Source organism: Chitinophaga filiformis (assembly GCF_900102545.1).
Taxonomy (GTDB): domain Bacteria; phylum Bacteroidota; class Bacteroidia; order Chitinophagales; family Chitinophagaceae; genus Chitinophaga; species Chitinophaga filiformis.
This window is the reverse complement of record NZ_FNBN01000002.1, coordinates 1,032,908-1,055,202: the sequence shown is the minus strand read 5'-3', so window position 1 is coordinate 1,055,202 and position 22,295 is coordinate 1,032,908. Positions and strand designations below refer to the sequence as shown.

20 protein-coding genes are annotated in these 22,295 nt (G+C 47.1%); 12 read left to right on the top strand and 8 right to left on the bottom strand.

Annotated features, from left to right (window positions below; all coding sequences use genetic code 11):
* Positions 1–4 precede the first annotated feature (4 nt).
* The 3 genes from BLR32_RS10760 to BLR32_RS10750 all read left to right on the top strand — a co-directional run bounded on the left by BLR32_RS10760 (position 5) and on the right by BLR32_RS10750 (position 3,913).
* Positions 5–1,846: a sensor histidine kinase gene (locus BLR32_RS10760; protein ID WP_089831454.1), complete on the top strand. Its 1,842-nt coding sequence runs from the start codon at positions 5–7 to the stop codon at positions 1,844–1,846.
* Entirely contained in the window at positions 1,812–2,555 is a 744-nt protein-coding gene (locus BLR32_RS10755) for a LytR/AlgR family response regulator transcription factor (RefSeq protein ID WP_176842233.1), read from the top strand. The genes BLR32_RS10760 and BLR32_RS10755 overlap by 35 nt, the downstream gene beginning before the upstream one ends.
* A 206-nt stretch (positions 2,556–2,761) precedes the next feature.
* Positions 2,762–3,913, top strand: coding sequence for a putative sensor domain DACNV-containing protein (locus BLR32_RS10750; RefSeq protein WP_176842232.1), 1,152 nt, complete (start codon positions 2,762–2,764; stop codon positions 3,911–3,913).
* 466 nt (positions 3,914–4,379) lie between these two features.
* Here BLR32_RS10750 and BLR32_RS10745 read toward each other — a convergent pair whose 3' ends face one another.
* Positions 4,380–5,174: a 4'-phosphopantetheinyl transferase superfamily protein gene (locus BLR32_RS10745; RefSeq protein ID WP_176842231.1), complete on the bottom strand. Its 795-nt coding sequence runs from the start codon at positions 5,172–5,174 to the stop codon at positions 4,380–4,382.
* 276 nt (positions 5,175–5,450) lie between these two features.
* On the opposite strand from BLR32_RS10745, the gene BLR32_RS10740 reads away from it, so the two are divergent.
* Entirely contained in the window at positions 5,451–5,828 is a 378-nt protein-coding gene (locus BLR32_RS10740) for a response regulator (protein WP_176842230.1), read from the top strand.
* A gap of 420 nt (positions 5,829–6,248) precedes the next feature.
* Complete coding sequence (locus BLR32_RS10730) at positions 6,249–6,779, top strand: hypothetical protein (protein WP_143011432.1); 531 nt, start codon at positions 6,249–6,251, stop codon at positions 6,777–6,779.
* A 70-nt stretch (positions 6,780–6,849) separates the two neighbouring features.
* Here the strand turns inward: BLR32_RS10730 and BLR32_RS10725 are convergent, their stop codons facing one another.
* The 3 genes from BLR32_RS10725 to BLR32_RS10715 all read right to left on the bottom strand — a co-directional run bounded on the left by BLR32_RS10725 (position 6,850) and on the right by BLR32_RS10715 (position 9,285).
* Complete coding sequence (locus BLR32_RS10725; protein WP_089831442.1) at positions 6,850–7,086, bottom strand: hypothetical protein; 237 nt, start codon at positions 7,084–7,086, stop codon at positions 6,850–6,852.
* A 50-nt stretch (positions 7,087–7,136) separates the two neighbouring features.
* Positions 7,137–7,640, bottom strand: a complete 504-nt coding sequence (locus BLR32_RS10720; protein ID WP_089831440.1) for a CinA family protein — start codon at positions 7,638–7,640, stop codon at positions 7,137–7,139.
* 124 nt (positions 7,641–7,764) lie between these two features.
* Positions 7,765–9,285, bottom strand: a complete 1,521-nt coding sequence (locus BLR32_RS10715; RefSeq protein ID WP_089831438.1) for an FAD-dependent oxidoreductase — start codon at positions 9,283–9,285, stop codon at positions 7,765–7,767.
* A gap of 187 nt (positions 9,286–9,472) precedes the next feature.
* Here BLR32_RS10715 and BLR32_RS10710 point away from each other — a divergent pair, with 187 nt between their 5' ends.
* Complete coding sequence (locus tag BLR32_RS10710) at positions 9,473–10,912, top strand: MmgE/PrpD family protein (protein WP_089831436.1); 1,440 nt, start codon at positions 9,473–9,475, stop codon at positions 10,910–10,912.
* Positions 10,913–11,211: 299 nt separating this feature from the next.
* Here BLR32_RS10710 and BLR32_RS10705 read toward each other — a convergent pair whose 3' ends face one another.
* A complete protein-coding gene (locus BLR32_RS10705; RefSeq protein ID WP_089831434.1) occupies positions 11,212–12,369 on the bottom strand; it encodes a zinc-dependent alcohol dehydrogenase in 1,158 nt (385 codons plus the stop codon).
* Between the two features lie 400 nt (positions 12,370–12,769).
* Between BLR32_RS10705 and BLR32_RS10700 the strand changes: the two genes are divergently transcribed.
* Genes BLR32_RS10700 through BLR32_RS10680 form a run of 5 tightly spaced genes read left to right on the top strand, consistent with a single transcriptional unit; the run spans position 12,770 to position 18,268 of the window.
* The gene (locus BLR32_RS10700; protein WP_089832144.1) at positions 12,770–13,813 is read left to right on the top strand and encodes a glycosyltransferase; all 1,044 of its coding nucleotides are present in this window, start codon (positions 12,770–12,772) and stop codon (positions 13,811–13,813) included.
* A 15-nt stretch (positions 13,814–13,828) separates the two neighbouring features.
* Entirely contained in the window at positions 13,829–15,097 is a 1,269-nt protein-coding gene (locus BLR32_RS10695; RefSeq protein ID WP_089831432.1) for a glycosyltransferase family 4 protein, read from the top strand.
* Complete coding sequence (locus tag BLR32_RS10690; protein ID WP_089831430.1) at positions 15,094–15,690, top strand: D-glycero-alpha-D-manno-heptose-1,7-bisphosphate 7-phosphatase; 597 nt, start codon at positions 15,094–15,096, stop codon at positions 15,688–15,690. Before BLR32_RS10695 ends, BLR32_RS10690 begins: the two co-directional genes overlap by 4 nt.
* Positions 15,666–17,150, top strand: a complete 1,485-nt coding sequence (gene rfaE2, locus BLR32_RS10685; RefSeq protein ID WP_089831428.1) for a D-glycero-beta-D-manno-heptose 1-phosphate adenylyltransferase — start codon at positions 15,666–15,668, stop codon at positions 17,148–17,150. Before BLR32_RS10690 ends, rfaE2 begins: the two co-directional genes overlap by 25 nt.
* Entirely contained in the window at positions 17,150–18,268 is a 1,119-nt protein-coding gene (locus tag BLR32_RS10680) for a glycosyltransferase family 9 protein (RefSeq protein WP_089831426.1), read from the top strand. Before rfaE2 ends, BLR32_RS10680 begins: the two co-directional genes overlap by 1 nt.
* On the opposite strand, the gene BLR32_RS10675 is transcribed toward BLR32_RS10680, so the two are convergent.
* From BLR32_RS10675 to BLR32_RS10665, 3 genes are all read right to left on the bottom strand, one after another.
* Complete coding sequence (locus BLR32_RS10675) at positions 18,233–19,213, bottom strand: glycosyltransferase family 9 protein (RefSeq protein WP_089832141.1); 981 nt, start codon at positions 19,211–19,213, stop codon at positions 18,233–18,235. The two genes, BLR32_RS10680 and BLR32_RS10675, sit on opposite strands and share 36 nt — an antisense overlap.
* A gap of 3 nt (positions 19,214–19,216) precedes the next feature.
* Entirely contained in the window at positions 19,217–20,188 is a 972-nt protein-coding gene (locus BLR32_RS10670; RefSeq protein ID WP_089832139.1) for a glycosyltransferase family 2 protein, read from the bottom strand.
* A gap of 339 nt (positions 20,189–20,527) precedes the next feature.
* Complete coding sequence (locus BLR32_RS10665; RefSeq protein WP_089831424.1) at positions 20,528–20,767, bottom strand: hypothetical protein; 240 nt, start codon at positions 20,765–20,767, stop codon at positions 20,528–20,530.
* A 447-nt stretch (positions 20,768–21,214) separates the two neighbouring features.
* Between BLR32_RS10665 and BLR32_RS10660 the strand changes: the two genes are divergently transcribed.
* On the top strand, positions 21,215–22,171 hold the full coding sequence (locus BLR32_RS10660; protein ID WP_089831422.1) for a manganese catalase family protein: 957 nt from the start codon (positions 21,215–21,217) through the stop codon (positions 22,169–22,171).
* Positions 22,172–22,295 lie beyond the last annotated feature (124 nt).

Genomic DNA, 22,295 nt, shown 5'->3' with positions numbered 1-22,295 from the left:
CCGCATGCTAAGATTCCTGTGTTACCAGCTGCTTATTTTATTGTTATGCTGTAGTACCCTCAACAGGGTGTCTGCACAGAAAATTAATCTGCCTGCCGCAATCCGGCAGCTGATCACACAGCAATGTAATGTGTGTAGTCAGCTGCCGCCGGGGCAGGATAGTATGGTGTCCCGCTATTTCCATCAATGCCATGCCGCCCTCGATAGCGGTAACCTGGACGATGGATTTAAATACGCGTCTACCATTACCGCTATCACCGATAGCAATTCCCTCGCACCGCGCACACTCACGGTAAGGTTCCTGAAGGCCAAGATCCTCTACTATAAGGACTTCTATAAGGAAGCGCTGTCGGAATACCTGAAACTGACAGCCGTTCCCGCACTTGATATCAATATCCAGGCAAACATCTATCCCAACGTAGGAGAGATCTACCTTGAACAGAAGGACTTCAACAAGTCCCTGGAATATCTCGATCTCGTGAAAAAGCGCTACTTCCATCTCTATGAGCCGGTAGTGGCCAGGAAGATCCTGAACAATACGGGCGTATGCCTGCTCCACCTGAGACGCTTCGACGAAGCACAGGAACAGTTCGAAAAAAGTATAGCCGTTGCCGAAAACCTGAAAGACACCACTGCGCTGGTGAATTCATTCCTGAACACCGCTCTGCTGTACGATCAGCAGGTGCGTCAGAAGGAGGCCTGGAGCTACCTGCAACGGGCGCTTAACCTGGCTAAAAAGGCCAGTGATCCGAAGATCCGCAGTAAGGTATACCTTAACTTAGCCATCGTGGAAGAACGCACCGGGCATTTTGAGGCCGCACTGGGCTACAGAAAGGAATATGAACAGCTGGAAGCGGAGATCGCCAACCGCGATAAGATATGGGAACTGGCAGAACAGGAAAAGAAGATCGCTATCCAGCAGCAGGAATATAAATTACAGATACTGCGGCAGGAAAATAAGCTGCGTGAAGCAGAACTGACAAGAAGAAGATGGCAGCGGAATACCTTCTTTATCCTCTCATTATTCTTCCTGTCCTGCGCTGGACTGATCTATTATGCCTACCGGCAAACGAGTAAACGAAACCGCATTATTGCAGAACAGAACGATAAGCTGGAGCTGCTCAATGAAACGAAAGACCAGTTGTTCTCTATTGTGGCGCACGACCTGCGTTCTCCCGTAAATCACCTCAAGATCAACCTGTCCTATCTGAAAGATACCCTTGCCCGTAACAAGATCAGGGAAGCAACGGCATTGTCAGAGAATATTGAAAAGATCTCCGACAATACCTATGCACTCTTAAACAACCTGCTGTATTGGTCATTAGGCCAGACTGGCCAGCTAAGCCTGCAAAGGGAACAGCATGATGCCAACAGGATCATCGCACAGGTAGCCTACGATTTCAATGCAGGCGCTGCCCTGAAAAGGATCAGTATCATCAATGAGGTACCTGAGGGAATGAACTTTTATGCAGACCTGAATACGGTCAAGATCATCTTCAGAAATATTATCGATAACGCGATCAAATACACGCATGCCAGCGGTACCATCACTATCTCCGCAGAAACCATCGGGAATAGCTGTGAAGTAACCGTGCAGGATACGGGTATTGGAATGGACGAAAAGATCATACAGGCTATTTACAAACGGGATACAAAACGTATACAACAAGATACCGCGGGCAGCAGGAGTACCGGACTTGGACTATGGCTGGTAAAGGCCATGACGGAAAAGAACGGTGGTACATTACGCATTACCGGCAGCGTGGGCGCCGGCACCCGTATTGTAGTCTGCCTGCCTGTCAATGAACATTATGAAGGAACTGAAAGTACTCATCCTGGAAGATAGTCCGGCCGAAGCGGATTTCCTGGAGAGTTTTTTACGTAAACTGGGCTGTACTGACATAAGGATCACCACCATGTTGAAAGATGCGGTGGCTGCTTATGACGAGGAGCTCCCTGACATCTGCCTGATTGACATTTACCTGGGTGATAAACCGGATGGGATCCTCTTTGCCGAAACTATCAACGAACACCGGGAGCAAAAGCGCCCCTTTATCTTCCTGACCAGCGCAAACGATAATACTACCTTCCGGCTCGCCAAGTTCACATCGCCCTACAATTACCTGCTTAAGCCATATAACCCGCTGGAACTGCAATATGCCATAGAACTGGCCCTCTCAAAGTTCAAACAGGAGGCTGCGGCACCCCCTGCGCAGGCATTGCCTCCCGCTTCTGAGACCCTGTTCATCAAAAAGGGTAACCTCCTGCAAAGGATCGCCATTGATGACATCCGGTACATAGAAGTGGACGGAAAGTACAGTAAGGTGGTCTGCCATACCGAGAAATTCGTGATCCAGCAGTCGCTCAAGGATCTACAGATACAGTTGCCTGCTCTCCAGTTCTGCCGCGTACACAGGAATTATATTGTGAACGTGAAAGAAGTCACCAAGATCAACGTAATCAATAACGAGATCTTCTTCAGAGATGGGGAGACCCTCTTTTTCAGCCGCCGTTATATCGACGAATTTTTGCAAGCCTTTAAGATCTTCAAATAAAAAGAGAAAGGAATGCCTGGGGATGACATTCCTTCTCATGACCATAACCATATCCTGGCTTAAAGAGGAGACACTAAGATCATCATAATCCCTGCGCATTTTAGCCGAAATGTCATAAGAAGGCATATGAAGGGAATAAGTGGTATATTTTGGGGCATAGAATAAAAGGTTAATTTTGATGTTGGCGCTAATTGTATTGTATAGCTATGGATTTGACTCTTGACTCAACTTATCAGGCTGCCGTGAAGGTAGCCGACCAGATAGAAACTCATTTTTCCAAACACCTGGCCATTGCCGCTGTGAGTGGGGAAGAAGACCTTGCCACGGTTCCACAGGCCAAATTTATTGAGAAAATGCTCGACGTGGCCTTCTGGGCCAGTCTGCGTAGGGAAGAAGGTAACCCTACCCGTATCTCCCTGGCATTCCTGAACCCCTGTCAGGCAGGGAAACCATTGAAATTTGCACAAAAGCTACCTTTTGACGTACGTGTGCTCACTAAACTGGCTCCCGGTGTAGAAAGGGCCGGCGTACATGTAGGTATCTGGTATGAAGGAGATCACCTGTATATATGGGGCACCACCCTTAAACTGCCTAATTTCTGCTTTGTGCTGGACGTATCCGAACCCGGCTTGCTCGTGGTTAAACACCGCCGCAGCGTCGGACTGGGTAAATTTGCCAACGTAGCGGTGCTAAAAGGCGACCAGGTAAAGATCGTGGATGAATCCTGCGGATTACTGCCGGATAGTCCTGATATCCTGACCTCACTGCTGGGACTTACCTCTTCCGCCGTATGGAATGACCCGGTAAACGTCCTGATCCAGATCGCTGTCTCCATGCGGGCGCATAAAAGGGGCGGCATCCTGCTGCTGGTACCCTCAGACAGCGATAAATGGAAAGAGTCCATCGTACATCCTCTCACATATCCCGTTTCTCCCGCTTTTACGGGCGTAGCGGACCTCCTCCACCAGGACGGAAGTAAAGTGACTGAAATATACTGGCAGAACGCCATGCGCCGGGAAGTAGACAATATCACCGGCTTGACCGCCGTAGACGGCGCTACCCTCATCAACGACCGCCACGAACTGCTGACCTTCGGGGCAAAGATCACCCGGGCGGCCTGGTCTTCAAGGGGCGTAGACAGGGTGGTGATGATTGAACCCGTAATAGGGGGAACTCCCGAGCTGATGCATCCGTCCGCAATAGGAGGTACCCGCCACCTTTCCGCAGCACAATTCGTTCATGATCAACGGGATGCACTTGCATTGGTTGCCTCCCAGGATGGTTATTTTACCGTCTTCTCCTGGTCAGAACAGGTCCAGCTGGTTCAGGCCCACAGAATAGATACTTTATTGTTGTAAGCTGGTTACCATATTGTACATAAGTATGCTATTAGCGTACTATAAGTTTACCATAAGGGTGCGACCTATAACCTATAGGCTCTATACTATGGCATTATAGGCACTGTTCTATAGCCATCGCTATAGAACGGCAGGCCTAATGTAGGACTATAGCGCCTATAGGTTAAGGATCGTAGTATAGTCGGACGCTATCGGTGCAATGGATGCCTGATAATACTCCTCCCAGGTCCAACCCAAAGGCATGGATGCGTCGGGTATACGGCATGTATACGTCATGGTTAAAGCGTACTACATAACGGAATCACTCGCGCGATAGACCCCGGTAGGGGTCTCATTGTTTGTAGCCCGGGGTTTTCAACCCCGGGTTGGGTGCAATCCCGAATCGGTTTCAACCCCGGGTTGGATGCAATCCGGGATCGGTTTTAACCCCGGAACGGGTACGGTGCACCACAAAGATTTTAAATCATTACGACACCGTTTCCCTGAAAAACCGCCAGAATTCTTCCAGCTCGGGTGTCGTCTTACCAGGCACTACTATTGAACAGACATATGCCCCGGCATAACAGGAAATCGCCCGGTATTGAATGAGATGCCGGAAATGACTGGTATAAACGTCCCCTTCCTTCGCCAGCGACTGGATCTCCAGTAGTTTCAGATCCACCGTCAATCCGGTCCGGAGCACCTTAGAAAGCGCTTCTTTCATCGTCCATACCATCGTGCAGGCTACGTCCTCGGGTAGCTGAGATGTTCTTGTCAGCGCCAGCTCGGCAGGAGTCAGCTGTTCCTTAATTGCCTCTGTATTGGCCTTATCTGTCCGTTCCAGGTCAATACCCAGTGGATGTACTTCCGGGTAAGAAAGAGCGATCCCTAAGCCTTCGCAATGGGTAATACTGACCTGCAGGTTGCGGGTAATGGCATACTTTACTACCGGGAACTGAAAGATGCCGGATTCGATGGCAATCTTACCCAGATCTTCAAAAAGGGATAATGCACCGATAGCTTTTTTGGCAGAGATCCTGCCTAAAAGATAACTCTCCCGGCGTTTGTCAAATTTTAATGTTTCGTAATAAGATAGTTCTTCGGGATGTAAGAGGTGGAGATGTTGGGTAAGCTGCTCCGCCGCGGCATGCAGGATACAGAATGCGGCAGCATGTATACTGTTCTCCCGCTTTAACGTGAATTTACCTCGATGGATCAACATCATTTGCTTACCTGGTTTTCTGTCTGCAAGGAAGGTACATTGGATTTTTGAATTATACATTTTGAAATTTTGAACTCCATACATCATAAAAGTATGATCTACATCATGTTTCTTTTGGGGTATCAGTAAAAATACCTTAAATTTAATTGCGCAACGGTTTGGGCCATTAACCGTTTGATCTTGTTATCAGGTCTTAAAAAAGATAATGCTTTTGCATTGTTTTTCCTTTCATCCAACAGGAACGCTGATACCCTTTTACGAAAAATAACTATTGACACACGACGGATAGCGATTATCCCTTGAATGCAATTGTCTCACTGCTTTAATATTTTCCATATGGTAAGGTCCATACTTCTGATCGATGACGATGCCGATGAAATAGAGATTTTAAACGAGGCGGTAGAAATGGCAGGAAATGATAGTACCTGTAACTGGGCCGAAGGAGCCGAGATGGCTTACGGCGTATTACGGGTTACAAAACCAGATCTTATTCTGCTCGACTATAACATGCCAGGATATAATGGTCTGGCCTGTCTGGAAGAGATCAAAAAGAAGAAAGAGCTACGGCACATCCCTATCATCCTTTATTCCACCTGCATAGATTACAGCCTTCAACAGGAAGCTATCAATAAAGGTGCCTTCCGTTGTATACAGAAGCCAACCTCCATATACGACCTGGTAAAAGAGCTGAAAAAGCTTTTTACCCAGGTATAAACATATGCCCCATATATCGACAGGCATAATGCCAGCCATTATGAGACAAAACACTCATAAGGTTGCCGGCTTATATCGGGTCCCCGGCTTTGTGCATAAATATTCCCAGCTATTCTCCATAAGAGGCTTTTCATCCACGTTTATCCGCTCCGCTTGCGGGGTAGGAAAAGATGATATAGCTGCCATCACCTCATTAAGCAGGTATTCCCCGGTATCATAAAAACAGAATGAAGTAAACCAGTCAGACAGCAAACTGAGCGCTGCCGGCATGGCAGATTATTTGTATTACTTCTCAGTAAACAATATATGACATTATTGATTGCGCTGATAGTGGTTGTTATTATCGTCGTGGTTTATCTGGTCATGCAGGCCAATCGCAAAACCAGGGACCAGGGCAATAAAAACTAAAAAGTAATGAATATGGAAAAAGCATTCACACGTATAAAAAGCACTGAAGAAAAACAGGATCTACAGGATAGTCCGCAGGACGAAAAGAAGATGCAACGTGAAGAGATAGACATGGAGCTACCCGATGTATCAGATATCCCCGGACAGGAACATATACATGTACCACCTCTCGGTGAATTGGCTGATACCACCATATCTTCCGATGATGAGGAAGGAAAAGGCATCCTGGATGATGAAGATGACATAGACAATGAATCTGATGTTACTGATGAGGAACGACGGGATCTGGAAGACAGTGCCAATATCACGCCGGGAGAAGAAGATGCCGACGGACTAAGAAGAGCCTCCCTGGATAGTACCGACGATGAAGGTGATCCGTTAAATGAAGCCAGCTTTGGAGAAGAAACATCCGGTGCCGATCTCGATGTGCCCGGTGCAGAACTGGATGACGACAATGAAGACATTGGCGCAGAAGACGAGGAGAATAATACGTACAGCAGGGGTAGTGATAATAACGATAATATGACAGAAGGAACTCCCTGATAATCTCAATAATTTCAGTAGATAAAAAAGGCCATTCTGTTTATATGAATGGCCTTTTTTAATCCCATGTTCATCCATGGTTTGGTTTCTTCGTTTTATCCTGGTAAGCATGATCCCATTCGAGCAAAGCCTCTTCTACTGAATGACCACTTCCAAATACGGCCGTCTCCTGATCACAGCCCAGGATGCAATGGTACATGTCTCCATCTCTGAATACATTAGGACGGAAATTTTTTACTGACTCGGGAACACCTTCCCCGGTATAGTCAACATGTACGGTTTCTTTCTCAAGGGACAATCTTTCCATAAGACGCGTTTTTAGAGAAGAAAGCGACAAAGATTATTCCACATCCGGGGTCAGATGTTAATAGTGCGGCAGGCATCATAAAATTTCCGCAATACAGCATTCGTAAAATGCAGTCTGACCGTCAATATATCATTGTGCGGGGCAGTAATGCGTTCATGTTTGATGCATTTATTCCTGTAATAAATTGTATAATAGGCAAACAAATCATGTATGTTCTGTTCAGGTACAGGAGAAGCATAGCCGGTAATAGCAATGCCCCAGTCTGCTGCAAAAAGTGATACAACCTGCGCCGCCATCTGATCAGCTACTTTTTCAGATACACAATTGCAATTAGCCCCATGAATGGGATCTATCAGCAGATGCCTGGATTTCTGTCCGATATTATAAGCCGTAATACCACCCTGGAAGATCTGCGTAGCGCCTTCCGCTAGAGAAAACGCAACCTGTAACTGACCGGCGGTCACACTTTCCGCTACTGCCAGTGTTTCGCCCTTATGCTTCAGTATATCAGAAATGTTATTTATTGTGTCAAGATCATAACCATAATCAATCATACCTTGTCATTGCATTATGTTCATTATTAAATTAAACTAAAGTCAAGATCAAATATTCTTTAGATGTCACCAGCACCGTTATTGAAAACTATCTATTAGCGATAGGCGTTGATCTCCTTTACACTCACGTCAACGCAATACCTTCCAGGTCAGTATCCGCCGGACCAGTCATCACTTTACCATCATAATTGTATCGTGTACCATGACAAGGGCAATCCCACGACTTCTCCGCCTGATTCCATTTTACGTCACACTTCATATGCGTGCAGTTCGGATTAAGCGCATACAACCGTCCTTCCTCACTCTTATATAAAGCAATTTTACGATCATGATATTCCACCAGCTTTCCTTCTCCCGGAGCCAGCTCTGTCAACTGACTGATCTCTTCAGCGGAGAACAGTTTACCAAAGAATTGCTTGATAACATCCGTGTTGTGCATGACGAAGTTGCTGAATCCCGCTACCGGTTTTATCCTGTTAGGATCAAACAGTTTTTCGAGTGCTGGTTTCTCTTTAAGGATGATTTGCCTGAGCAGTAAGGCCGCAACAGAACTATAAGTCATTCCATTACCACCATAACCTGTAGCCACATAAATATGATCTTCGGAGCCCGGCAGATAACCAATATATGGTAAGCCATCCGCGGGTTCAAAATATTGAGACGACCACTTGTAAGCCACTTCCTTCACCTTGAAATATTTCCTGACGTGGCTCTCCAGCGTCAGCAGACACTTTTCAGTATTCGTTTCGAGCCCCGTCTTATGATCTTCGCCTCCGACAATAAGGTATGTCTCTCCTTTAACAGCCTGTGTACGGTAGTAATGATAAGGATCGTACATGTCATAACTCAGATCCTCCGGGTACACATCATCTTCCAGCGTCACCGCCATCGCATAACTCCTGTAAGGAGCACAGCGTAAATGCAGCAAATTAATACCCGGAGGAATATGTGTTGCATAGATAAGATCCACAGAAGAGAACACGCCTGCATTGGTGTGCACTTTGACTGTACTTTCCTTATCAACATTGATCACTTTACAATCCTGCATGATAACGCCACCTGCAGCCTCAAATGCTTTTGCAATGCCATGCACATATTCCAGCGGACTAAACTTAGCCTGTCCCCTGGTCCTTACCGCTTTTGTAAAGGGAATACTGACAGGTATCTGCTGTACATAGGAAATATCCAGTCCTGCTTTTGCAGACGTCTCCCGGATCTTTTCAAGTTCTTTCTCCTGGTCAGCATCCTGCGCAAACAGATAAGCATCTGCCTCTTTAAATCCACAATCTATCCCGAAACGTTGCACATTATTCCTTATCAGCCCAATAGCTGCAGCAGTTGCGCTTGCCACATGTGCTGCATTCTCTTCACCAAAATTCTGTGCAATAACATAATAAGGGATGTCCAGCAAGGTATTCAGATGCGCTGTTGTGCCGCCCGTAGTACCATAACCTATCTCAACCGCTTCCAGCACCAGGCATTGTTTACCGGCCTCCTGCAGGAGCAATGCCGTACTGATACCAGTAATACCGCCCCCCACGATAATCACATCGTACACAACATTTTTATCAGGCCTGTTAGAAACAATGTAAGAAGCAGTATTCCCCTGCCACAAGCTGGTGAGTGCGCCATCTCTTTGTATCATGATATTGCAGTTTGGTTCGCTGTAAATAAATCAATTAACATGCCTGTTGCCACACCTGAGATAAAGATGGCACAGCGAAGTGGTACGTAACTTGTTCAACTGATCAGTGATTGTACTTAAGATTAAGTGATTACAATCAGGTTCGAGTGACTACAATCAAGCCTATAAGACAATTAAGCTTACAAGTATGACTACAGCAACAAACAGTGCAGCGCCCGGTACTACATCTTCGGCATTGACTACATCTATGGCCAGGTTTGCAAACCTGTCAACCTTCAGTCAGTTAGATACCGATATTACTGATCAGCTAAAACGGCATTTATTGGATGCCATAGGCTCCATGATATACGCCTCCCGGCAGGACACAATACAGAAATGTCTGAGAGAACTAAAGGTATTACAACAAAGTGGAGATTGCAGCGTACCCTTATTGGGCACTACCGGTGTTGACAGAGCGGCCCAATGGTATACACAACTGATCCGCTATCCGGATTTTATGGACAACTACTTAGGCAAGGATGCCACCTGTCATCCGAGCGACAATATAGGCGCTATCCTGGCCGCCTCACAGCTGGTAAACGCAAGTGGCAGGGATATACTAACGGCCATGGCTATTGCTTACCAGGTACAATGCAAGCTGGTAGACGAGATACCGGTGATGATGAAAGGAATAGATCACACGATGTTACTGGCCTGTTCTATTACCGCTACATTATGCAGATTGTTTTCCCTGGACGAAGAGCAGGCGGCACATGCCATTGGAACAGCAGCCTGTAGTTTTAATCCTGCAGTAGGCAGCAGACAATCGTACACCTACGAGTGGAAAGGACTGGCCTCTTCACTGGTAGCCAGCGCCTGTATGCAGATCGTGCTGCTGGCCAAGGAAGGCATTACCGGACCAGTAAGTTATTTTGAGGGGTCAGTAGGTTTTGAACACCTGACGGGCATGAAGCCTCACTTCCGGCAGGAAAAAGGCGACTTCTCACTAATCCCGAAATGTATACTCAAAAGTTACAACGCCGAAGTCCACACACAATCCGCCATCGAAGCCGCCCTGATGTTAAGGCAGCAATACAACCTCGTACCGGGAGAGATAAAGGAAATAAAGGTCACCACCTTCGAAACGGCCTACGACATCGTCGGTGGAGGCCACTACGGAGATCGTCACCTGGTACAAACCAAAGAACAGGCAGACCACAGTATGCCCTACGTAATTGCCGTCGCATTAATTGATGGAGAAGTAACACCGGACCAGTTCCTGAAAGAGCGCATCCGTCGTCCGGACGTACAGGAACTACTAAGGAAAGTAAGTACACACACCAACTTCCCTCTAAAAACGCCCCGTAAAGTAGTAGATTATCTTGATCCTTACACATCGGTATACCCCGACAGGATGCCGGTGAAGGTAACTATCAAACTAGACAACGGAGAAGAGCTTGAACAGAAATGTGATGACTTTAAAGGATTCTTCACACGTCCACTCACCTGGGATGACGTCATTAAAAAGTTCAGTCACCTGTCAGAAGGCATCATTGATCAGCGATTACAAAGTGAAATTATCAGGGTAATACACAACCTTGAAAATGAAAGTGGTGCTACGTTAACAACGCTACTTGCAAAAGTATAAGCCTGGCACCTGGATGTGCAGGCGATATTAGCTAGTTACGCTACGCATTTAATATGAGGAATCCTTGCTACAATCGGATCTCTTTAAACGCAGCAGCGGGTTCAGATGGAGACCTCTGGCCTAAGTTCTTTGAAGTTAAGCTGACGCGTTGTACCAGGGGTTTAATAATTATCCAGCAGCCCAATACGACCTTTTTCGCCCCATAGCAAGAAAACTTCAAAGAACTCAGCCAGAGGTCCCATCTGAAAACCCGCTGCTCCGCTTCTATCTCTGCGTAGAATGCCTGAAGAAGAAAGCGCTCATGGCTTCAACACGACCTTCACACACCCATCCTCCTTCTTCTTAAACATATCATACGCATCACTCGCCGCAGAGAGCGGCAGATTATGCGTAATAATATCATTCAAAGTTACCCGCCCTGAAGAAACAAGAGATATAAGCAGATCAATATACTTCTGCACCGGCGCCTGTCCCGTCTTAATCGTAAGACCCTTATCAAAAATGCGATGCACAGGGAAGTTGTCATACATACTCCCATACACTCCAACAATCGTGACTGTCCCGCCTCTGCGCACCGCCTTAAAACAATCCTCTATCACTTTGGAAGTCCCTTTCTCTAAGTTGACCGTCGCCTTTACTTTCTCTAAGAAACTACGATCAGCTTCCATACCCACAGCATCAACACAGACATCTGCGCCACGGCCATGTGTCATATCATAGATCGTCTGCACAGCATCAACTTCAGACGAATTAATCGTCTCTACACGATTCACATTCCTCGCCATATCCAGCCGGTAAGCCAGCGGATCGACCGCTACGACTCTGCCCGCACCCTGCAGCCACGCAGCCTTCTGTGCCATTAACCCGACAGGACCGGAGCCGAAGATAACAACCGTCTCACCACCTCTCAGCTGCGCCCAATCTATAGCAGCCCAGCCAGTAGGAAAGATATCAGTCAGGAACAAGGACTGATCGTCTGTCAGACTATCCGGCACTACCCGCGGACCAAAGTTAGCAAACGGTACACGCGCATACTCGGCCTGTCCGCCAGCATATGCGCCATACAGATCGGTATAGCCAAACAAGCCACCGCCTTTGCCGGAAGTCATATCCCCCTGCGGACCATAATGCTCAATGTTACTATGCTCACAGTGAACAGGTAAATCAAGATTGCAGAAATAACAATGTCCGCAGGCAATGGGAAAGGGCACCACCACACGATCGCCGCGTTTCAGCTTTGATACACCAGGGCCTGTTTCTTCAACAATCCCCATGAACTCATGTCCCATTACCTGGTCTTTCAATTGTGGAAAGAATCCGTCATAAATATGCAGGTCAGAGCCGCATATGGCGGTAGATGTGACTTTCACAATGATGTCTTCGGATTGTTCTATGCGTGGATCCTCGACATTCTCAACACGAATGTCTCCGATTTTATGGAAAACAGCTGCCTTCATGAAATTAGATTTAGTAGTAAGAGAATTGGTGTAAAATCATGCCATGGCTATTTTCGGCCCGCTGCTATATATGCATATTCTTTAAAACGTGAACAGGTTACCTTAAGTGTAGAACTCTTGCGTCAATTGTACCATGGAAGTGTTGCACCATGGTTTCGATAGCAATTTCTTCTTTGGATTTCGGCAGCGTTCGCCGGGGAAGCGCTGCCATACAGCGCTTACACAGAATTGACGATAGGAGAAAATAATTGTCTAAAAATCAATTATTTCCGGTATCACATCTTTGGTTTGTTTATTGATCCTGCTTTTCGAACCATTGTAGAGTAAAAGTGAAAGATTAAGACACATCGGGAGGTCATAAGCAATATTGTTACACAGTCAATTCTATTTAATGACATATATGACGACTACGCAGCAAAAGCCGAGGCTGAAGATTTTTACTTGGCATATCCATGGAAGCTACCTGTATTACCTGTCGCAAGGCAACTATGACATCTATATTCCTGTCAACGAGCAACGTACCCCCGGGTACTATGGCAAAGGAAAAACATTTCCATTCGGTGATAATGTACATGAGGTCCCGGTAAGAATGGTGAAAGATTTAGACTTCGACGTCATCCTTTATCAGTCCACAAAAGATTACCTGGTAGATCAATATGATATTTTATCTCCCGCCCAGCGCAGATTACCAAGGGTATACCTGGAACATAACACGCCCGCCAAGAATCCCGTTACTACAAGACATGTTGTAAACGACCGCCGTATCTGCCTCGTACATGTAACGCACTATAACCGGCTGATGTGGGATAATAACCGTACACCCGCTACTGTGATTGAACATGGCGTGACAGCGCCTGATGTAGCATACACAGGAGAACTGGCGAAAGGCCTGGTTACGATCAATCATTTGCCCCAGCGCGGCAGAGGACTGGGTTGGGACATCTTTCAGCATGTCCGCAATATATTACCTGTTGACCTCGTAGGCATGGGTAACGGAGAAGATGGCCTCGGAGAAGTATTACATCCGCAGCTGCCATCATTCAGAAGTAAATACCGGTTCTATTTTCATCCCGTAAGACATACCAGCCTGGCACTGGCAGTTTGTGAAGCGATGATGCAGGGCATGCCTGTTGTAGGGCTGGCCACTACAGAACTGGTAACGGTGATTGAAAATGGTAAGAACGGATTCATTCATACAGATATCAATTACCTGATCAAAAAGATGAAGCTGTTGCTGAACGAGCCGGAACTGGCAGCCAAGATGGGAGAAGCAGCAAGGGCTACCGCAATGAAGCGGTTCAACATAGAGCGCTTTACAGCCGACTGGGAGCGACTATTTCATACAGTGTGCAGTGGAAACATGAATGAAATTATATACACAGACCAACTATTCGGAAAGCAGGCAATAGAGTCTGATCACAGCACTATTACCAGTGATAACTGACCTAAAAATTAGCATATGGGAAAGAGAATTGCGTTCATTAGTGAACATGCTTCACCACTGGCCGCTTTGGGAGGCGCAGATGCCGGAGGCCAGAATGTATATGTGGGAGAAGTGGCAAGGCAACTGGCCATGATGGATTACCAGATCGACATCTTTACAAGACGCGAAGAAAAGAAATTGCCGAAGGTGGTGCCCTTCGGTGATAAAATCAGGATCATTCATGTGAATGCCGGACCCGCGGAAGATATACCCAAAGAGACGCTGTTGCAATACATGCCTGCTTTTAAGGAAGATATGCTGCGGTTCATGAAGGAAGAACAGATCACCTACGAACTGATACATGCCAACTTCTTTATGTCTGCACTGGTAGCGATGGAATTAAAGAAAGAACTTGGGATACCTTTCGTGGTTACTTTCCATGCACTGGGACACATCCGTCGCATTCACCAGGGAGATAATGACCAGTTCCCGAAAGAACGGATCACTATTGAGGAGAATGCTGTGAAGGAAGCAAGTATGATCATTGCTGAATGCCCGCAGGACAGGGAAGACCTGATGACCTATTATAAGGCATCCGCAGAGAAGATCACTGTTATCCCCTGCGGCGTGAATGTGGAGGAACTTTATCCGGTGAATAAATCAATTGCGCGTTCTTTACTGGGATTGCCTTATGACGAAAAGGTGCTCTTGCAGCTTGGGCGTATGGTGCCAAGGAAAGGCGTGGATAATGTGATCATGGCATTGGCAAAGGTAAAATGCAAACACTCGAAAGTGAGACTACTTATAGTAGGAGGAGATGTGGATACCGCAAAAGAGCTCACACGTTTGAAACTACTGGCAGCCGAATTGAGGGTCAGCGACAAGGTATATTTCCTTGGACAGAAGTCGAGGGAAGATCTGAAATACTATTATACCGCAGCTGATCTCTTTATCACAACGCCCTGGTACGAACCGTTCGGCATCACGCCGCTGGAGGCCATGGCATGTGGTACGCCCGTGATCGGCAGTAAGGTAGGGGGAATTAAATACAGTGTAGCAGACGGACATAGCGGTGCGCTGGTGCCGCCAAAAGATCCTGATGCGCTTGCACACAAGATCACGACGCTGCTACAGGCTCCGGCCCTGTTGAGGGAAATGGGAAATAATGCACTCAGAAGGGTGAATAAACTGTTCACCTGGGAACTGGTGGCCCGGGATATGCAGGCGGTGTATGAAGGAATTATCGGGAACAATGACACATCATCCCCAAGGAACTTTAGAGCCGAAGAAAGTATTTCCTTATGAGAAGAGCGGTGTTTATCGACAAAGATGGTACTTTGATCAGTAACGTGCCCTACAATGCAGATCCGGATAAGATAGTGCTGGAATACGGCGCCATCGAAGCACTGCGCCTGCTGCAGGAGAAAGGTTACGCGTTGATCGTTGTTTCTAATCAGGCGGGGATTGCACACGGATATTTCAGGGAAGAAGAGATGCTGCCTGTAATTGACAGGGTAAGGCAACTACTGCGTGAAGGCGGAATTGTATTGGATGGGTTTTATTACTGCCCTCATCATCCCGCAGGAAAAGTAACGCAGTATGCTATCAGCTGTATGTGCCGGAAACCATTGCCCGGCATGTTATTGCAGGCGGCTGAAGAAATGGATATCTTCCTTCCCGAATCCTGGATGATAGGAGACATACTGCATGATGTGGAAGCAGGCAATCGTGCCGGTTGCCGGTCAATACTGCTCAACAAGGGAAACGAGACGGTCTGGGAAATGAATGATTATAATAAACCCGAACATATAGCAGATAACATGCTGGAGGCTGCCCGGCTTATTGTGAAACACTCTACAGCAAAATTAGAAACATGGAACTCATTTATCAAACGTTGATCAGGGCTTTTATGCAGCCTGCTGTACTGGTACTGGGCGATCTGATGATCGATACTTACCTCAGAGGCGCCAGCACGCGTTTATCGCCCGAAGCACCCGTGCCTGTAGTGGATATCAGTTCACATACATCAGTGCTCGGGGGGGGAGCGAATACGGCAGCAAACCTACGCCATCTGGGAGCATCCGTCACTTTCGTCAGTCTTATAGGAAACGACTATGGTGCAGAACTGGCCGGCGACCTGTTGCAAAATGAAGGTATCAGGGATGAGGTGATCCGTTGTGACACGCGGACCACCATGATAAAGACACGTGTGATTGCCGGACAGCAACTACTGACCCGCTATGACGAGGGAACGGAGGTACCCCTGGACAGTGATTGTGAAGCACAGCTCATTGCCGTACTGGAAAGAGAGTTTCCATTGCATGATGCCATTGTGATTGCTGATTATAATAAGGGATTACTCACGCCAGGTATCATTGCTGCATTGGAACGGCTAAATCAGCAGTATCCGAAGTTTGTTGCGGTGGATGCCAAAAGACTGCAACAGTATAAAGGTTTGCAACCCGCATTGGCAAAGCCTAACTTCCGGGAAATGATGACGATGCTCGAATTACCAGAGCAACCATGTTCCAAAGCACAGCAGCTGGAAGAGATGGGCGAGGCTATATATGCAGCAACAGGAGCAGCTGTTACAGCAGTGACGCTGGATGAGGAAGGTGCATTGATCTTCCTGGAAGATAAACTGCTTTGTCATACCGCAGCGCGCCCGGTCAGCAATCCAAACGTATCAGGTGCAGGAGATACTTACATCAGTGCCTTTACATTGGCGAGCCTTGCAGGCGCCAGTGCGTTGACTGCAGCCGAAATAGCCGGCGCAGCCGCAAGCGTGGCAATCCGGAAAAATAACACAGCACATTGTAAACAGTCTGAGTTGATTGCTTACTTCTCCATGAAGGATAAATACATCCGTGATGTGGAAGAGCTGGAAGCGCTTTGCGAAATGTATAAGGCACAGGGAAAGAAGATCGTATTTACCAATGGATGTTTTGATATTCTGCACAGCGGGCATGTCAGCTACCTGGAAAGGGCGGCTTCACTGGGAGATATACTGATCGTAGGCGTCAATACAGACGAGAGTATTAAGCGGTTAAAGGGACCGGAACGACCTATTAATCACCTGAACGACCGTGTGCAGGTGCTGGCCGGCCTGGGAGCCGTGGGCCATGTCATTGCATTCGGAAGTGAACAGGATGATACACCGGAGTCCCTGATCCGTATCATTAAACCATCCGTATTTGCCAAAGGTGGTGATTATAGCAGGGAGTCTCTGCCGGAAGCAGCAGCGGTAGAGGAGTTCGGAGGGGAAGTGGTATTACTGCCACTGGTGCCTGACCGTTCTACCACGCTTATCATCAAACGAATTTATACAACACCTGCTCTAAAAGTAGCGGAAGGATAATGAAAAATGAATGGAAGAAATGTCGTCGTATACTATGCATACGGCCGGATAATATAGGAGACCTGTTGATGAGCACACCGGCTATCAGGGCCTTAAAGCAAACATTTAACTGCCACATCACAGTACTCGTTTCATCGCTGGGTGCGGCAGCAGTGCCGGAAATCCCTGAAATAGATGAAGCGATTATATTTGATGTGCCCTGGGTACAGACCACAGGCACACCTGATCCGGCTCAATTCTATCAACTGGTGAAGCAGCTGAGAGAAGGCAGGTTTGATGCCGCTGTTATCTTCACAGTATACAGCCAAAACCCCATGCCATCTATTATGCTGGCCTACCTGGCTGAAATCCCTCTCAGACTGGCTTATTGTCGCGAGAATCCCTACCAGTTGCTGACCCATTGGATACCAGATGATGAACCGTATACACATATCAGGCACCAGGTAGTGCGCGACCTTGATCTGGTAGCGAGAGTAGGAGCAGTTACAGGAGAGCAACACCTGAGTATACGGACAAGGGAAATACTATGGCCGGTGGTATGTGAGAAACTGTTACTACTGGGACTTGATCCGCAGAAGCCATGGATGATCCTGCATCCTGAAGTCTCAGAGCAGAAGCGCAGGTATCCGGTGCGGGACTGGATCGCTGCAGGAAGAAAAATAAGAGCCGCCACTAGTTGCCAGATATTGATCACAGGAAAGAACAATACTGCCGAAGCGCAGGAAATAGCAGCAGGAATAGGCAGTCGCGCGTTTTCTGCTGCCGGATTGTTTGACCTGCCAGAGTTGATCGTATTGATAAAACATGCACCCCTATTACTCTCCGTCAATACCGGCACTATACATATTGCTGCCGCGGTACGCACACCTGTATTGGTATTATACGCCTTGACAAACCCACAGCACACACCGTGGCGTGTTACCAGTAAGGTACTTTACTTCGATGTGCCAGTGGCGCTGCAGAGTAAGAACGAGGTAGTGAAATATGTATACCGTTCTTTCTGCGCAGAAAAATTGCCATCGGCCACGCCTGATAACATTGCGAAAATGACCCAGGCAATGTTAGAGCTTACTGCCGCTTCCTCAGGTAGCTTCGAGGAGCCGCATGCCCTTTCTTAAAACGATCTCATAATCCGGTTCAGTTGTCCAGTCAATCGTATAATGCAGTTGTTTATTCAACGGCGCCCAACGCACGGGTTCCCCATCCATGCTGATAATAACACTGGGTGTTTCAAATGCAGCAGCCATGTGTGAAACCCCTGTACAATTAGACAGGAGGGCACGTGCATTTTTGATAAGTACTCCCAGGCTACCCAGCGTGGTCAGTCCCGCGGTATTAATGGATTTATGTTTCATCAGCCCTGCCACAGCCTCAGTAAGAGGACGCTCATCCATTGTACCGGTCAGTACTATCTTCCATCCCTTTTCTGCAAATTCATCTGCCATAGAAGCAAACATATGAGGCGGCCATTGACGCCAGCTCCCTCTTGATCCTGGATGCACACACAGGTACTCCTGTGCTTCCAGTGGAAGATCGAGCCGATTAAAGTCCTCCATGTCCTTCGCCGTAACAGGAAACTCCAGGTAAGTGCCCTGTCTGGGAATATCAAGGTATTCCATCAGCAGCAGGTGGCGTTCTATTTCTGATACATCTTCAGGATACTCCATGAAAAGGCCGGCATCAGGGCAGCCATCTTCCTGCCGCCAGTAGCCGGCCGTATATCGTCCACCCATCAGTGCGATCATAGGGTTAACAATAGAACCATTACCCTGCATCTGCAGCACCAGGTCGAACCTTTGTTCCTGCATGGCCGTCAGGAATGGTGGGAACTGCTCAGGCACTACAGGCTGTTCGGGTAATCCCGGATAACCGGGAAAATGTACGAAGGCGTCCAGGTATTTAGAAAACCTTTCTACGAATGAAGCCGCCCAGGGCAATCCCAGCAGGGTAATATGTGCTTCGGGAAATGCTGTACGCAAAGCCCGCAATGCAGGTACGGTACACAGCATATCCCCTAATTGTAACGCGCGGAAGACCGCGATCTTATGAATTGATTCAGGCATCATTTATAGGTAAAGTACTTTGTAGCGCCATGCCCCGTAAAGGCTCCAGTAGGTAGCCGCAAACGGAATGGCAGCAGATGTAACGATCATTTCAAGAATATGTGACGCAGTACGCGAAGTATGTTTCAGCCGCTTACCTGCAAAGAGACCAATCATCAATAACCATGCACCAAATAAAACAACTGATGCAGTGTATGCTCCATACAATGCGAAAATGGCGCCCAGCAGGAAACAACAGATCATCAGGTAATAGTTCCATGCAGGTGTGCGCTGGATCCTTTCTCTGTACAGTCTGGGGAATTTTTTATATAACAATGCATTGAAAATGTTCTTCCGCTGTTCACGTATACTTACTCCCCAACTGGCTTTCCGTGCCGGATGTAGTACAATAGCGTCATGGAGATGATAAATGGGAATGTTTTGTTGTAACAGCCTGAACTCAAGATCACTGTCTTCGCGCCAGGCCGTCTCAAATGATTCATCGAAACCGTTTACTAATTCCAGCGCCAGCCTTGTGCAGGCACAATTGGCCGTCACGAAGTCTGCCTTCTCCAGTTGGGCTGTATTCCACTCATAATCTGTGGGACGGCCCTTTATAGGTACAACGACACGCCCTGTATAAACTACTGTTGGTTCTCCCTTCCATGCCTGCCATATGCTTTGCAGCCAGTATGGATCAGGAATAGTATCATCATCAGTAAACGCAATCAGTGGCGCATCTGAAGCGCGCCATCCTGCATTCCTTGCGGCAGCAGGACCTTTTTTTACAGGCATCAGCAGGTATTTTACGTCTATCAGGCCCGCATATTTCCAGCTGCAGGCCAGCTGCCGGGTATATTTATCCGGACCATCGCTGACCACAATTACATCAAAAGTGCTCTTATCAAACTCCTGTTCCTCCAATGCCTTCAGGCAGCGGGACAGTAATTCCGGACGTTTGTAGGTGGGTACTACCACAGTGATTTTCTTCTCCATTGACGGGTCATTTTTGAATGAGAGAAACATGTTTTTTATACAGCAATTCAGGGAAAGAAAAGCAGCATCCGGGAGATACCTGCTTTTACGGCACAAGTTGTAATGATTGCTGTAGTGGAATATTTATCTTTTAAATGCTTGTCGGCATCGTCGTCGGGTTACTGGATAAATCGTCTTAACAAACACATGTTGCTGAGCAGGCAGAGCCGTGCTTACACCAGGTATGTTCATAAGAAATGGTTTTTCAGTATGGTGAATGTCAGTAAGAAGGGCAACAAACGATCTCTTCGCTTATTGCCCCCGTTTGTCGTAGCGTTACGAACCACCCTGTAACACTACTTATGACTGTCCCTTTTGAGGATCCCATTGAATTTTGTCTGCATCTTCTTCTGAAATGTCGTTTTCTTCCAGGTCTTCCTCATCCAGCTCAGGAGTATCATCTAACTCTTCTTCCTCATCGCCGGCCAGATCAGCGTCCTGATCTGCATCATTTATTTCATCCTTTTCCTGATCTTCCGCCAGCCTGGCATTCAATGGTTCTTTTTCATCAGCTGGTCTTTGTTTGATATTGCTTTGCATACGGATCTGTTTAGTGAAGTGATAAATCAAGGGTACTTCTAAAAGTGCTCAAAGATTACGCCATGACGTTTATCGGCAAAGAATATATTGCCAGCTCCGGTTGAGGGGAAAGCTTATCTACACATGTATGTAAAAAGAGAAACAATTAATTAATGTGCTAAGGGGATAGAGATATTTTATTCGCGTCAATAGACTCCCCGTAAGGAGTCTTAGTGTTTGTAGCCCGGGGGGACAACCCCCGGGGGATCGTTGGGCGACAACCCGGCGTGGTTTTGTAGCCCCGAATAACAGCCCGGGAATGTTTTTATAACGCGTGATGCAATCCCGGAAACATCCAACCCCTGCGAGCATGCAACCCCGGCGGGCAACGCAATGTATGGCATGTTTATAGCCCAAAGAAAACAGACGCTCGTCTGGAGATTTGTTTACCATTAAAATGATTTAACCATGTTCCATCATGTAAAGGATTTACAATTCAATGTGCGTGTATCTAAACCTGATCCCCGTTTTGCGTCTCTCTTGCTTGAACAGTTTGGAGGTGGCAACGGCGAACTGAAGGCCGCTATGCAATATTTTGTGCAGGCTTTCGGCGCCAGGAGACCATATCCTGATAAATACGATATGCTGATGGATATCGCGACGGAAGAATTCAGTCATCTTGAAATCGTAGGCGCGACAATCCAACTATTACTGCAGGGTATTAATGGCGAACTAAAGAACGCTGCAGATAATTCTGAACTCATGGAGACGATGCAGGGTTCGGCAAGAAAAGAAGAATACATTCATCATGCGATGATGCATCCGGAGTTCCTGGTGCATAGTGGTGGTGGCCCTATGTTGACTAATTGCCAGGGCGTGCCATGGACGGGCGCTTATGTAAATGCCAATAATGATCTTACTGTCGATCTGCGGTCTGATATGGCTGCAGAATCACGCGCCAAGATCACTTATGAATACCTGATGAAGTTTACAGACGATCCATATGTGAAAGAGACGCTGACCTTCCTCATGACCAGGGAGATAGCGCATTTCCAGATGTTTGAAGCCGCCCTGGATACAATCAAACCTAATTTCCCTCCGGGAGTATTGCAGGGAGATCCAAGGTACAGTAACAAGTATTTCAATATGTCAGACACCAATACTGTAAGAGGGCCCTGGAATAAAGGTCAAAGTACGCAATTGGGAGAAGATTGGCAATATATTGAGAATCCTCTGGGCTATGTACATGAAACACAGGGACTCTCAGGGATCAACCCGGAAGGTACTCCGCGGACGATGGAGGGGGTGAAAGAGCTTGACCAGAGTATGAGTGAATTAAGAAGTACAGAGATCAATGCAGCAGCCGCACCGGGTGAAGCACAATGGAGTACTTACGAAGACAATGGCAATGGTTTTATCAGATAAGGGTGAAGTGGGGTCGGCGAAAGCCGGCCCTTCTTGTTATCCCGGTTCATACTACTGAAAAAGATAGTAAAACAGCCGCAGCCTGATTATATCGTCTGTAGCAAGATTAACCCCAGTACAGGCA

What these genes read in the sequence shown, in the direction of transcription:
- BLR32_RS10725 (WP_089831442.1), bottom strand. Translation starts at nt 7,086, where the DNA reads ATGGAAAGATTGTCCCTTGAGAAAGAAACCGTACATGTTGACTATACC.
- BLR32_RS10730 (WP_143011432.1), top strand. Translation starts at nt 6,249, where the DNA reads ATGGAAAAAGCATTCACACGTATAAAAAGCACTGAAGAAAAACAGGAT.
- BLR32_RS10660 (WP_089831422.1), top strand. Translation starts at nt 21,215, where the DNA reads ATGTTCCATCATGTAAAGGATTTACAATTCAATGTGCGTGTATCTAAA.
- BLR32_RS10755 (WP_176842233.1), top strand. Translation starts at nt 1,812, where the DNA reads ATGAAGGAACTGAAAGTACTCATCCTGGAAGATAGTCCGGCCGAAGCG.
- BLR32_RS10675 (WP_089832141.1), bottom strand. Translation starts at nt 19,213, where the DNA reads ATGCCTGAATCAATTCATAAGATCGCGGTCTTCCGCGCGTTACAATTA.
- BLR32_RS10745 (WP_176842231.1), bottom strand. Translation starts at nt 5,174, where the DNA reads ATGTATAATTCAAAAATCCAATGTACCTTCCTTGCAGACAGAAAACCA.
- BLR32_RS10705 (WP_089831434.1), bottom strand. Translation starts at nt 12,369, where the DNA reads ATGAAGGCAGCTGTTTTCCATAAAATCGGAGACATTCGTGTTGAGAAT.
- BLR32_RS10740 (WP_176842230.1), top strand. Translation starts at nt 5,451, where the DNA reads ATGGTAAGGTCCATACTTCTGATCGATGACGATGCCGATGAAATAGAG.
- BLR32_RS10760 (WP_089831454.1), top strand. Translation starts at nt 5, where the DNA reads ATGCTAAGATTCCTGTGTTACCAGCTGCTTATTTTATTGTTATGCTGT.
- BLR32_RS10690 (WP_089831430.1), top strand. Translation starts at nt 15,094, where the DNA reads ATGAGAAGAGCGGTGTTTATCGACAAAGATGGTACTTTGATCAGTAAC.
- BLR32_RS10715 (WP_089831438.1), bottom strand. Translation starts at nt 9,285, where the DNA reads ATGATACAAAGAGATGGCGCACTCACCAGCTTGTGGCAGGGGAATACT.
- BLR32_RS10695 (WP_089831432.1), top strand. Translation starts at nt 13,829, where the DNA reads ATGGGAAAGAGAATTGCGTTCATTAGTGAACATGCTTCACCACTGGCC.
- BLR32_RS10700 (WP_089832144.1), top strand. Translation starts at nt 12,770, where the DNA reads ATGACGACTACGCAGCAAAAGCCGAGGCTGAAGATTTTTACTTGGCAT.
- rfaE2 (WP_089831428.1), top strand. Translation starts at nt 15,666, where the DNA reads ATGGAACTCATTTATCAAACGTTGATCAGGGCTTTTATGCAGCCTGCT.
- BLR32_RS10670 (WP_089832139.1), bottom strand. Translation starts at nt 20,188, where the DNA reads ATGGAGAAGAAAATCACTGTGGTAGTACCCACCTACAAACGTCCGGAA.
- BLR32_RS10710 (WP_089831436.1), top strand. Translation starts at nt 9,473, where the DNA reads ATGACTACAGCAACAAACAGTGCAGCGCCCGGTACTACATCTTCGGCA.
- BLR32_RS10750 (WP_176842232.1), top strand. Translation starts at nt 2,762, where the DNA reads ATGGATTTGACTCTTGACTCAACTTATCAGGCTGCCGTGAAGGTAGCC.
- BLR32_RS10680 (WP_089831426.1), top strand. Translation starts at nt 17,150, where the DNA reads ATGAAAAATGAATGGAAGAAATGTCGTCGTATACTATGCATACGGCCG.
- BLR32_RS10720 (WP_089831440.1), bottom strand. Translation starts at nt 7,640, where the DNA reads ATGATTGATTATGGTTATGATCTTGACACAATAAATAACATTTCTGAT.
- BLR32_RS10665 (WP_089831424.1), bottom strand. Translation starts at nt 20,767, where the DNA reads ATGCAAAGCAATATCAAACAAAGACCAGCTGATGAAAAAGAACCATTG.